The sequence below is a fragment of the Pseudomonas sp. KT_2_4 genome, from assembly GCF_041410225.1.
Classification (GTDB): domain Bacteria; phylum Pseudomonadota; class Gammaproteobacteria; order Pseudomonadales; family Pseudomonadaceae; genus Aquipseudomonas; species Aquipseudomonas paracarnis.
In genome coordinates this window covers 3,262,838-3,275,063 of sequence record NZ_CP166962.1, presented here as the reverse complement: position 1 = coordinate 3,275,063, position 12,226 = coordinate 3,262,838, and the positions used below count along the sequence as shown (strand labels likewise).

Annotated in this window: 11 protein-coding genes; 8 read left to right on the top strand and 3 right to left on the bottom strand. The window is 62.1% G+C overall.

What is annotated here, in order from left to right; all coding sequences use genetic code 11:
* Window positions 1-8 precede the first annotated feature (8 nt).
* The 3 genes from AB9N64_RS15220 to AB9N64_RS15210 form a co-directional block, all read right to left on the bottom strand.
* A complete protein-coding gene (locus AB9N64_RS15220) occupies window positions 9-1,907 on the bottom strand; it encodes a PhoX family phosphatase (protein WP_371359506.1) in 1,899 nt (632 codons plus the stop codon).
* A 79-nt stretch (window positions 1,908-1,986) separates the two neighbouring features.
* Entirely contained in the window at window positions 1,987-2,751 is a 765-nt protein-coding gene (locus tag AB9N64_RS15215) for a TOBE domain-containing protein (RefSeq protein ID WP_371359505.1), read from the bottom strand.
* A gap of 58 nt (window positions 2,752-2,809) precedes the next feature.
* A complete protein-coding gene (locus tag AB9N64_RS15210; RefSeq protein WP_371359504.1) occupies window positions 2,810-3,547 on the bottom strand; it encodes a ComF family protein in 738 nt (245 codons plus the stop codon).
* 92 nt (window positions 3,548-3,639) lie between these two features.
* On the opposite strand from AB9N64_RS15210, the gene bioB reads away from it, so the two are divergent.
* The 8 genes from bioB (at window position 3,640) to AB9N64_RS15170 (ending at window position 12,178) form a co-directional block, all read left to right on the top strand.
* On the top strand, window positions 3,640-4,695 hold the full coding sequence (gene bioB / locus AB9N64_RS15205) for a biotin synthase BioB (protein WP_014720209.1): 1,056 nt from the start codon (window positions 3,640-3,642) through the stop codon (window positions 4,693-4,695).
* A gap of 65 nt (window positions 4,696-4,760) precedes the next feature.
* A complete protein-coding gene (gene bioF, locus AB9N64_RS15200; protein WP_020302160.1) occupies window positions 4,761-5,942 on the top strand; it encodes an 8-amino-7-oxononanoate synthase in 1,182 nt (393 codons plus the stop codon).
* A complete protein-coding gene (locus tag AB9N64_RS15195) occupies window positions 5,935-6,666 on the top strand; it encodes an alpha/beta fold hydrolase (protein ID WP_014720207.1) in 732 nt (243 codons plus the stop codon). Before bioF ends, AB9N64_RS15195 begins: the two co-directional genes overlap by 8 nt.
* Complete coding sequence (bioC, locus tag AB9N64_RS15190) at window positions 6,659-7,471, top strand: malonyl-ACP O-methyltransferase BioC (protein WP_014720206.1); 813 nt, start codon at window positions 6,659-6,661, stop codon at window positions 7,469-7,471. Before AB9N64_RS15195 ends, bioC begins: the two co-directional genes overlap by 8 nt.
* Window positions 7,468-8,148: a dethiobiotin synthase gene (bioD, locus tag AB9N64_RS15185; RefSeq protein ID WP_371359503.1), complete on the top strand. Its 681-nt coding sequence runs from the start codon at window positions 7,468-7,470 to the stop codon at window positions 8,146-8,148. The genes bioC and bioD overlap by 4 nt, the downstream gene beginning before the upstream one ends.
* Window positions 8,149-8,254: 106 nt before the next feature.
* Window positions 8,255-8,536 carry a hypothetical protein gene (locus AB9N64_RS15180; RefSeq protein WP_003194792.1) on the top strand — a complete coding sequence of 94 codons (282 nt, stop codon included), beginning with the start codon at window positions 8,255-8,257 and terminating at the stop codon, window positions 8,534-8,536.
* 326 nt (window positions 8,537-8,862) lie between these two features.
* Window positions 8,863-10,668 carry a phenylacyl-CoA dehydrogenase gene (locus AB9N64_RS15175; protein WP_014720204.1) on the top strand — a complete coding sequence of 602 codons (1,806 nt, stop codon included), beginning with the start codon at window positions 8,863-8,865 and terminating at the stop codon, window positions 10,666-10,668.
* 220 nt (window positions 10,669-10,888) lie between these two features.
* On the top strand, window positions 10,889-12,178 hold the full coding sequence (locus AB9N64_RS15170; protein ID WP_014720203.1) for a diguanylate cyclase: 1,290 nt from the start codon (window positions 10,889-10,891) through the stop codon (window positions 12,176-12,178).
* Window positions 12,179-12,226: the final 48 nt, after the last annotated feature.

Sequence of the window (12,226 nt, the reverse complement as noted above, 5' to 3'; positions counted from 1 at the left end):
GCGGTCTATCAGGCGCCTACGATCCCGCCATCATCCCGCCGAATCGCCATCACCGAAGACCGGGGTTTGCCATTGGGCAGGTGTTCCGGCCAGGTCGAACCACCGGTTTCCCCTGGGTGCTGAATGCCCACGAACAAGGTTTTCTGGTCCGGCGAAAAGCTGATCCCCGTCACTTCACACGCCACCGGCCCCACCATGAAGCGACGGATTTCACCCGTGCTCGGGTCGGCGCACAGCATCTGGTTATTGCCCATGCCCGCAAAGTCGCCGGCGTTGCTGTAGTCGCCATCGGTCAGGATCCACAGGCGCCCGGCTTTGTCGAAGCCCAGGCCGTCGGGGCTGTTGAACATGTTTTGCGGGTTGATGTTGGACGAGCCGCCCTTGGGGTTACCGGCATGCACGCCGGGGTTGCCGGCCACCACGAACAGGTCCCAGGTGAAGTCCGTGGCACCGTGGTTATCGGCGTCGGCTTTCCAGCGCAGGATCTGGCCGTAGACGTTTTTCTCCCGTGGGTTGGGGCCGCCCACCGGCTGGCCCTCTTCGCCGCGCTTGGCGTTGTTGGTCAGGGTGCAATAGACCTGGCCATCGGTAGGGCTGACCACGATCCATTCCGGGCGGTCCATGCGTGTGGCTTTCACCACGCTGGCGGCCAGGCGCGCATGAATCAGCACCTCGGCCTGGTTAGCGAAACCGCTGCTGGCGTCAATGCCGTTTTTGCCATGGGTGAGTTCGACCCACTGGCCTTTGCCCTTGGGATGGTCGGCGTTGCCGTCGCCCGCGTCGAAGATCGCCACGTACAAGGTGCCGTGGTCGAGCAGGTCTTTGTTGGCCTTCGGGTTGTTGTGGTTGATCTGATCGCGGCTGACGAACTTGTAGATGAATTCACCGCGTTCATCGTCGCCCATGTACACCACGGCGCGGCCGTCACGGGTTTCGGCGAGGGCCGCGTTCTCGTGCTTGAAGCGGCCCAAGGCCGTGCGTTTTACCGGGGTGGATTGCGGATCGAACGGGTCGATTTCCACCACCCAACCATGGCGATTGAGTTCGTTGGGGTTCTTGGCCATATCAAAGCGCGGGTCGTGCTGATGCCAGTTGATGTCCTTGCTCGCGGCCACCACGCCGTAGCGCTTCTGCCCTGCGTCGAAGGTTTGCTGCGGGTTGCTGCTGCCGAAGCAGTCGGTGAAGTTTTCTTCGCAGGTCAGGTAGGTGCCCCACGGGGTCTTGCCGTTGGCGCAGTTCTGGAACGTGCCGAGGACTTTTTTGCCGGTCTTGTCGGCGGTGGTTTTCAGCCAGTCATGGCCGGCGGCAGGGCCACTCAAACGGATCGGCGAATTGCCGTGGATGCGCCGGTTGTAGCGTGAATCCTGGACGAATTGCCAGGTGTCGCCCTTGCGGCGTACTTCGATCACCGACACGCCTTCGCTGGCCAGGGCCTTGCGCACGTCTTCGGCCGATTGTGGCGCGCCGCCGTGGGCGTAGAGGTAGCGATAGTTGGTGTATTCGTTGTTGATCGCCATCAGCGCGCGGTTGTCGTCACCGGGGAATGGAAACAGGCTCATGCCGTCGTTGTTGTCGCCGAACTGTTGTTCCTGAGCCTTGGCGGTGCCATGGCCGGACGGGTCGAAAGCCGGGGCGTTCTTGTGCAGGGGCTGGCCCCAACTGATCAACACCGAAGCACTGTAGCCCGGTGGCAGGGTGATGGTGTCGCTGGTGGCGGCGGCGATGCTGGTGAACCCCAGCAACGGGCTGGCGGTAGCGGCATTCACGGCCAGGGCGCTGCGGCTCAGCAGGTTGCCGCCGAGGAACATCGCGGCGCCGCACAGGGCGCCTGCGCCGATAAAGCGACGGCGGGTCAGGCCCACCATCTGTTCAAGGTCGGTGGCTTGGTTTTCTTCTAATAGGCTCATCACAGGCTCCTTAAGGTTTTTGCAGACACCTTAAGCAGCGCTTGTGACCGAATTGTTGCAGCTTGAAGACGCGCGCCCGTTACACCGGGGTGCCAAGCAATACATGGCTGGGTGCAAACTGCACGCGGATCTGCTGGCCCTGCACTGCATCAATGGCCTTGAGCGCGACGGGCGGCGCCAGCGCGCACAACACTTGGCCGTTGGGCAGGGCAATACGCACCTCGCTGGGGCCGTCTTCGGCGGCGAGAATGGTCTCGATCCTGCCTTCCAGGCAATTGTGTCCAAGTGTTTCAGCTTGCCCGTCCACCAGTAATTCAAGCCACCCGGCCTTGATCAGGGCCACTACTTCCACGCCGGTCTGCAGTTCCAGGCGCAGGGTGCTGTCGTGGGTGATCTGTGCGTCGAGGTGCAGGCCGCCGGCCAATTGCAGGCGGATCATGTCGTTGTGGCCATGGCTCTCTATGGTGCTGACCTGGCCGTGCAATTGGTTGCGCGCGCTGGTGCGCAGCATCAAGCGGCCCAGCAGGTTGAAGTCGCTGGCCGCTTCGTCCGAGCCAAGGATCTCGGCCTGAAGCAGTTGCAGGCGCTGATAAAGGCGCAGGACCCGTTCCCCTTCCTGCGTCAGTTTGGCGCCGCCACCGCCCTTGCCACCGACGCTGCGTTGCACCAGCGGTTTTTGCGCCAGGTTGTTCAGCTCATCAATGGCGTCCCAGGCGGCCTTGTAACTCAACCCGGCACTCTTGGCCGCACGGGTGATGGAGCCCTGCTCGGCGATATGCCCCAGCAAGGCAATACGCTGGGGGCGGCGGATGATGTGTTGGCTGAGAGGGCTGGGCACAGACATGGCAGATACGCTTGGGTGAGATGCGCCGACGTTGCCGCGCTGGCGCAGGGGAGTCAAGTCAGCTGCCGGGTTTGGGCGTACGGGCCAGGCAATACACGTCCACCTGGCGCGCGCCGGCGTTTATCAACAAGCGCGCCAGGCTGTGGGCGGTGGCGCCGGTGGTGAGGACGTCGTCTACCAGCGCCAGATGTTGCCCGGCAACCTGAATGCCGGGGGCCAGTGCGAAGGCGTTGAGCAGGTTGCGTTTGCGGGTCTTGGCATCGAGGTCTTGCTGCGCCACGGTTTCATGGGGGCGTAATAGCGCGTATTCATCAAAGGGAATGTCAAGGGCGTGACTGAGCCAGCGGGCCAGCATCAACGCTTGATTGAAGCCGCGTTCGCGCAGGCGTTTACGCGCCATGGGCACGGGCAGCAGGCAGTCGGGGCGCTCCAGTTCGGCGTTATCGAAGCGATGCTGCAAATGCTGCCCCAGCAGGCGCGCCAACAGATGCCCCAGCGGCCAACGCGCCTGATGCTTGAAGCGGCTGATCAGGGTGTCCACTGGAAAGCTATAGGTCCATGGCGCGATCACTTGGTGAAAGGCCGGAGGCTGTTTTTGGCACTGGCCGCAGATCAACCCATCCATGGGCAAGGGCAGTGCGCAGCGCTCGCATTGTTCCATCAGCCATGGCAATTCTGTTTCGCAGGCGTTGCACACGTCCTCGGCCGAGTCGGTGCACTCATCGCAAATCAAACAGGCCTGTATGCTTTTTAACCAGATGTAAACTTGGTGTTTGTGCTCAGGTTGACAGTGCATGAATCTTCCTTAAATATGCCGAGCATCCGTGTCGTGCCTGTGGATATTGCCGTTCCCACAGCGCTTGCCAAAGCATAATCAAGGAATCGCCCATGAGCGCCAGCACCTCTGCCACCCTGCGTCACGATTGGTCTTTAGCTGAAGTCAAAGCCCTGTTCGTGCAGCCCTTCAACGACCTGTTGTTCCAGGCGCAGACCGTGCACCGCGCGCATTTCGACGCCAACCGCGTGCAGGTCTCGACCCTGCTGTCGATCAAGACCGGCGCCTGCCCGGAAGATTGCAAATATTGTCCGCAGTCGGGCCACTACAACACTGGCCTGGAAAAAGAGAAGTTGATGGAGGTGCAGAAGGTCCTCGAGGAGGCCGCTCGTGCCAAGGCCATCGGTTCGACGCGTTTCTGCATGGGTGCGGCATGGAAACATCCGTCGGCCAAAGACATGCCCTACGTGCTGGAAATGGTCAAAGGCGTGAAGGCCATGGGCCTGGAAACCTGCATGACCCTCGGTCGCCTCGACCAGGACCAGACCGAAGCCCTGGCCCAGGCCGGCCTTGACTACTACAACCACAACCTCGACACCTCGCCGGAGTTCTACGGCTCGATCATCACCACCCGCACCTACAGCGAGCGCCTGCAAACCCTGGCCTATGTGCGTGATTCGGGGATGAAGATCTGCTCGGGCGGTATCCTCGGCATGGGCGAGTCCCTCGACGACCGTGCCAACTTGCTGATCCAACTGGCCAACCTGCCGGAGCATCCGGAGTCGGTGCCGATCAACATGCTGGTGAAGGTAGCGGGCACGCCGTTGGAAAACGCCGATGACATCGACCCCTTCGATTTCATCCGTATGCTGGCGGTGGCGCGCATCCTGATGCCGCAGTCCCATGTGCGCCTGTCGGCCGGCCGCGAAGCCATGAACGAGCAGATGCAGGCCCTGGCGTTTTTTGCCGGCGCCAACTCGATCTTCTACGGCGACAAACTGCTGACCACCGCTAACCCCCAGGCTGACAAGGACATGCAACTGTTCGCACGCCTGGGCATCCTGCCCGAAGCCCGTGAAGAGCATGCCGATGAAGTGCACCAGGCGGCGATCGAGCAGGCGTTGGTGGAGCAAAAGAGCAGCGAGCAGTTCTACAACGCTGTGGTGTAACCACCTTTGGAATGCATTCCAGCTCCTCCAGTGGATTGAGTTGAACCTGTTAAATCGAGGCCAGCATGTCTTTCGATCTCGCCGCGCGCCTCGCTGTTCGCCGTGCCGACCATCTTTACCGCCAGCGCCCCTTGCTGCAGAGCCCCCAAGGCCCGCATGTGGTGGTGGACGGGCAACCGTTGTTGGCCTTCTGCAATAACGATTACCTGGGCCTTGCCAATCACCCGCAAGTGATCGAAGCCTGGCGCGCCGGTGCGTCCCGCTGGGGCGTGGGCGGTGGCGCTTCGCATTTGGTGGTGGGCCACGCCACACCGCACCATGAGCTGGAAGAAGGTCTGGCTGACTTGACCGGTCGCCCGCGTGCCTTGCTGTTCACCACCGGCTACATGGCCAACCTTGGCGCGGTCACGGCGCTGGTGGGGCAGGGCGATACGGTATTGGAAGACCGGCTTAACCACGCGTCCTTGCTGGATGCTGGTTTGCTGTCCGGTGCGCGTTTCAACCGCTACCTGCATAACGACGCAGGCAGCCTGGCCAAGCGCCTGGAGAAAGCCACCGGCAATACCTTGGTGGTCACCGACGGTGTGTTCAGCATGGATGGCGACCTCGCCGACCTGCCCGCGCTGGCCCGTGAAACCCGGGCCAAAGGTGCCTGGCTGATGGTGGATGACGCCCATGGCTTCGGCCCGCTGGGCGCCAATGGCGGCGGTATCGTCGAGCATTTCGGCTTGAGCCAGGACGACGTGCCCGTGCTGGTTGGCACCTTGGGCAAAGCGTTCGGCACCGCCGGGGCCTTCGTGGCCGGCAGTGAGGACTTGATCGAGAGCCTGATCCAATTCGCCCGCCCGTATATCTACACCACCAGCCAACCACCGGCACTGGCCTGCGCCACCCTCAAAAGCCTGGAACTGCTGCGCAGCGAACATTGGCGACGCGAGCACCTCAACGCGTTGATCCGCCAGTTCCGTCATGGCGCCGAGCAGATCGGCCTGGGCTTGATGGACAGCTTTACGCCGATCCAACCGATCCTGATTGGCGACAGCGCCCGGGCACTGCGCCTGTCGCAGATGCTGCGCGAGCGTGGCTTGATGGTGACTGCCATTCGCCCACCGACCGTGCCCGCCGGCAGTGCCCGTCTACGGGTGACATTGACGGCGGCCCACAGCGAGGCGCAGGTGCAGCTATTGTTAGATGGGTTGCAAGCGTGTTTTCGCTTGTTAGACGCCTCGGAGCCCGGCCATGCGTAATCGACTGATATTGCTACCGGGCTGGGGCCTGGGTGTGTCCCCGCTGGAGCCGTTGGCCGCTGCGCTGCACGGCCTGAACGAGCATTTGCAGGTACAGATCGAACCCTTGCCGGCGCTGCAAGCCAGCGAACTCGGTGAGTGGCTCGATGAACTCGATGCGACGCTGCCGGACAATGCCTGGCTCGGGGGCTGGTCGCTGGGCGGCATGCTCGCGTCCGAGTTGGCGGCGCGCCGTGGCGAGCGGTGCTGCGGCTTGCTGACCCTGGCGAGCAACCCGTGTTTCGTCGCCCATGACGGCTGGCCCCATGGGATGCCTGCTGAAACCTTCGATGCATTTCTGGCCGGCTGCCACGCCGACTCCCAGGTCACGCTCAAGCGTTTTGGCCTGTTGTGCGCCAAGGGTGCCGAAGACCCGCGCGGCTTGTCGCGGTTGTTGGTCAGCGGTGCGCCGAATACCTCCCCCAGCGTCTTGATGCCCGGCCTGGAGCTGCTGGCCCAACTGGATACGCGGGCGGCCTTGCAGGCTTTTCGCGGGCCGCAGTTGCACCTGTTTGCCGGCCTGGACGGGTTGGTGCCTGCCGAAGCCGCCAGTGATCTGCTGGCCTTGCTCCCCGATGTAGAAATCGGCCTGATTGAACAGGCCGGTCACGCGTTTCTTCTGGAAGACCCTCACGGAGTGGCCGGGGCTATCCAGGCTTTTTTGCATGAGTGTGTCGATGACTGACCTATCCCACCCGCCCTTGCCTGGGGGCTTGCCGGACAAGCGCCAGGTCGCAGCCTCGTTCTCCCGTGCGGCGGCCAGTTACGACAGCGTGGCCGAGTTGCAGCGTGCGGTCGGGCATGAACTGCTCAGCCGCTTGCCGCACGGCCTGGTGCCCCAGCGTTGGCTGGACATGGGCTGTGGCACGGGTTACTTCAGCCGCGTATTGGGCAAGCGTTTGCCCGGCAGCCAAGGTGTGGCGTTGGACATTGCCGAGGGCATGCTCAACCACGCGCGTCCGCTGGGTGGCGCTGCGCACTTTATAGCCGGCGATGCAGAACGCTTGCCGCTTGCAGCTGACAGCTTCGAGCTGTTCTTCTCCAGCCTCGCGGTGCAGTGGTGTGCCCATTTTGATGCGGTACTCAGTGAAGCCACGCGTGTGCTGCGACCAGGTGGCGTGCTGGCCTTTGCCAGCCTGTGCGTAGGCACCCTGGATGAGTTGCGCGAGAGTTGGCGGGCGGCGGATGGCCTGGTCCACGTCAATCGCTTCCGCACCTTCGAGGCTTATCAGCAACTGTGTGCGGCCAGTGGTTTGCGCGTGATCAGCCTGGAGCGAAAGCCCCATGTGTTGCATTACCCGGATGTGCGCAGCCTGACCCATGAACTCAAGGCACTGGGCGCCCATAACCTCAACCCAGGCCGCCCGGGAGGGTTGACGGGCCGTGCGCGGATTGTCGCGCTGGTAGAGGCCTACGAGCAGTTCCGCCAGGCCCAGGGCCTGCCCGCCACGTACCAGGTGGTGTATGCCGTACTGGAGAAACCGTTATGAGCGCCGCTTACTTCATCACCGGTACAGACACCGATGTTGGCAAGACCACCATCGCCGCCGGCCTGTTGCATGCGGCCAGGCTTTGCGGCAAAAGCACGGCCGCCGGAAAGCCGGTGGCGTCGGGCTGCCAACTGACGGCCCAGGGCCTGCGCAATGCCGATGCGTTGGCGTTGCTGGCCGAGTGTTCCGTGCCGCTCAGTTATGCCGAGGTCAACCCGGTGGCCTTCGAGCCAGCTATCGCGCCGCATCTGGCAGCGCGCGAGGCGGGCGTCGGGCTCACGGTGCAATCGCTGCTCAAGCCGATGCAGCAGATCCTGGCACGGGGCGCGGACTTCACCTTGATCGAAGGGGCAGGCGGTTGGCGCGTGCCCTTGGCCGACCAGGCCAACCTGTCGGACCTGGCCATGGCGCTCAAGCTGCCGGTGATCTTGGTGGTAGGCGTGCGCCTTGGGTGCATCAGCCACGCGTTGCTCACCGCCGAAGCCATCGCACGGGATGGCTTGCCGCTGGTGGGCTGGGTGGCAAATATCATCGACCCCAAGACCTCTCGTCTGGAAGAAAACCTCGCCACCCTGGCTGAGCGCCTGCCCGCGCCTTGCCTGGGGCGAGTGCCTAAACTCAAGCATGCCGGGGCTGCCGCGGTGGCCGAGTACTTGGAGCTGGATCTGCTTGACTGATTTTGGCTATCGCTAAGGCAATATGCCATTAGTGTTTTTGACGGGCCTTTTGCCAGGATGTCTGGTTCAATCGGGCTTCACGATTCTCTAAAGGCAGGCTTACGCCATGGACATCTCTGGAAGCAGCGCGTTTTATTCGGGCCTGAGCACTATTCAGACCGGGCAGAACCGTGTCGACCAGGCGGCCGGCAAGATTGCCAGCGCCGGAACCACCCAGCCATCGGCCGCGCAAAGCGACCGTCTGCAAGCCAATGACCGCGCCCAAGCGTCCAATTCGGCGAGCAACATGGTGGAAATGGCCCAGGGCAAGTTTCAAGTCGAGCTGGGGGCGAAAGTCGCCAAGGCTTCGGACGAAATGCTCGGTACCTTGATCGATACCTACGCTTAACTTCTCTATCGCTTGCCCGCTCCTCTCTGTGGGAGCTGGCTTGCCTGCGATAGCATCAACGCATACTGCCTGATAGATACACCCTGGCGTCTGCATCGCAGGCAAGCCAGCTCCCACAGTCGTTCCGCGACATTCTGCTTTCCTTAAATCATGAGGCATCCCGCCGCAGGCCTCGCCGTGCCTGGCTGACCCGCGTCAAGACAAACGGCATCTGGCCGACGCTTGACAACCCTGGGTGGTAAACGTATGTTTCAAACACCTGTTTGACCGCCATAACAAATCCACGCGGTTGTTCATCCCAGTTACATCAGCAGAGGTTTATCGCTATGCCTGACTACAAGGCCCCCTTGCGTGATATTCGCTTCGTTCGTGACGAACTGCTCGGTTATGAAGCGCACTATCAGAGCCTGCCGGCTTGCCAGGACGCTACCCCGGACATGGTCGACGCCATCCTCGAAGAAGGCGCCAAGTTCTGTGAGCAAGTACTGGCACCGTTGAACCGCGTGGGCGACATCGAAGGGTGTACCTGGAGTGAGTCAGGCGTTAAGACCCCTGCGGGTTTCAAAGAGGCCTACAAACAATTCGTCGAAGGCGGCTGGCCAAGCCTGGCCCACGACGTGGAGCACGGTGGCCAAGGCCTGCCGGAATCCCTGGGCCTGGCTGTGAGTGAAATGGTCGGCGAGGCCAACTGGTCGTGGGGCATGTACCCTGGCCTGTCCCATGGCGCGATGAATACCATTTCCGAGCACGGCACTCCCGAGCAGCAAGACGCTTACCTGACCAAGCTGGTGTCGGGCGAATGGACCGGCACCATGTGCCTGACCGAGCCACACTGCGGCACCGACCTGGGCATGCTGCGCACCAAGGCCGAGCCTCAGGCTGACGGTTCCTACAAAGTCTCCGGTACCAAGATCTTCATCTCGGCCGGTGAACACGACATGGCCGACAACATCGTCCACATCGTACTGGCCCGCCTGCCGGATGCACCGGCTGGCACCAAAGGCATCTCGCTGTTTATCGTGCCCAAGTTCCTGCCCAACGCCGATGGCTCGGTGGGCGAGCGCAACGCGGTCACCTGTGGTTCCCTGGAACACAAGATGGGCATCCACGGCAACGCCACCTGCGTGATGAACTTCGACGCGGCCACCGGTTTCCTGATCGGCCCGGCGAACAAAGGCCTGAACTGCATGTTCACCTTTATGAACACCGCTCGCCTGGGCACCGCGCTGCAAGGCCTGGCTCACGCCGAGATCGGCTTCCAGGGCGGCTTGAAATATGCGCGTGATCGCCTGCAAATGCGCTCCCTGACCGGCCCGAAAGCGCCAGATAAAGCTGCTGACCCGATCATCGTGCACCCTGACGTACGCCGCATGCTGCTGACCATGAAAGCCTTCGCCGAAGGTAACCGTGCGATGGTGTACTTCACTGCCAAGCAAGTGGACATCGTCAAGTACGGTACCGACGACGAAGCCAAGAAACAGGCAGATGCCCTGCTGGCCTTCATGACCCCGATCGCCAAGGCGTTCATGACCGAAGTCGGTTTTGAATCGGCCAACCACGGCGTGCAGATCTACGGTGGCCACGGCTTTATCGCTGAGTGGGGCATGGAGCAGAACGTTCGCGACAGCCGCATTTCTATGCTGTACGAAGGCACCACCGGCATCCAGGCGCTGGACCTGCTCGGCCGTAAAGTGCTGATGACCCAAGGCGAAGCGCTCAAGGGCTTCACCAAGATCGTGCACAAGTTCTGCCAGGCCAACGAAGGTAACGACGCGGTTAAAGAATTCGTTGCACCGCTGGCGGCACTGAACAAAGAGTGGGGCGAGTTGACCATGAAGGTCGGCATGGCCGCGATGAAAGACCGTGAAGAAGTCGGTGCTGCCTCGGTGGACTACCTGATGTACTCCGGCTACGCCTGCCTGGCTTACTTCTGGGCCGACATGGCACGCCTGGCCGCCGAGAAACTGGCCGCCGGCACCAGCGAAGAGGCGTTCTACACCGCCAAGTTGCAGACTGCGCGCTTCTACTTCCAGCGCATCCTGCCGCGTACCCGCACCCACGTGGCAACCATGCTGTCGGGCGCCAACAACCTGATGGACATGAAAGAAGAAGATTTCGGCCTGGCTTACTAAGCCTTACCGGATCCTTCTGAAAACCGCCGCCTCCTTCGGGACGCGGCGGTTTTTTTGTACGTGTGTAGGCGCGAGTCTAAAAAACCACAGCAATGCACTCAGGGATTGCGATGAGCTGCCGTTACAGTGATGGCAATGTGATACATGCCCGGTCGGTTGTGCTTAACTGACCGCCTAGAAGCACAGCGCCATTATTTGTTTGCGGGTCGGAGTTTTACCCTTGTCACGCGTGTCCGCTGTACGTTTCAGCCATTTCCTACCGTCGCTGCTGCTGTTGCTGGCCGGGCTCTCGGCTGCGTACGTCAAGGACCTCAGCGTCTTCTTCACCTCGCTGTTCAACGTACTGCCCACCCTGGTTCTGCTGCTCGGTGGCGCTTACTGCGCGGTGTATCGACGCCAACGTGAACTGTTCCTGATGGTCACGGTGTACGTCGCCTATTTCCTGCTGGACACCCAGACCGACTTCTACCGCGACAATGGCCGCGTGCGTGAAGACGCTGCGGTGGTGTTCCACCTGTGTTGCCTGCTGTTGCCCTTGCTGTTCAGCATTTATGCGCTGTGGCAGGAAAAAACCCATCTGTTTCGTGACTTCGTCGCCCGCTGCGCGGTGCTGCTGGCGGTGGGCAGTGTGGCGCTGGCCCTGGAACAAAGCTTCCCCCAGGCCTTGCTGGGCTGGCTAGCGGAGATCCGTTGGCCGATGCTGCATGGCGCCTGGATGAGCCTGATCCAACTCTCGTACCCAATGTTCCTGATCGGCTTTCTCACCCTGGCCGCTCAATACTGGTACCAGCCGCGCCCGCTGCACGCCGCACAACTGGTGGGGCTGCTGGGCATGTTCTGGATGTTGCCGCAAACTTTCATCCTGCCGTTCACCCTCAACATCATGTGCAGCCAAGTGATGCTGATGATCGCTGCGGGCGTGGCGCACGAGGCGTATCAAATGGCGTTCCGTGATGAACTCACCGGCTTGCCGGGGCGCCGTGCCCTCAACGAGCGCATGCAGCGGCTAGGTCGCAACTATGTGCTGGCGATGAGCGACGTCGATCACTTCAAGCGTTTCAATGACACCCACGGCCACGACGTGGGCGACCAGGTGCTGCGCCTGGTGGCGAGTAAGTTGTCCAAGGTCAATGGAGGCGGGCGGGCCTACCGTTACGGCGGTGAAGAGTTTGCCGTGGTGTTTGCCGGCAAGACCCTGGATGAGTGCATGCCGCACCTGGAGGAGATCCGCGAGATCATCGCCAGCTACGACATCAAGTTGCGCAACCCGGACCGCCCCCAGGACGATCATCAAGGCCGCCAGCGCCGTGCGGGCAGCGGCGCGTCCAGTGTGTCGGTGACGGTAAGCATCGGCGTGGCCGAGCGCCAGGCCGAGCAACGCAGCCCCGACGAGGTGCTCAAATCCGCCGACCAGGCGCTTTACACCGCCAAGGGCGCGGGGCGTAACTGTGTGGTCGCAGCCGGGCAAACCCGCCGTGGCGCGGTGCGCATGGAGAGCGCTGCCGGTTGAGTAATGGCGCTGTATTCAGCAGCGCTACAGTGATTGTCCACGGCCATG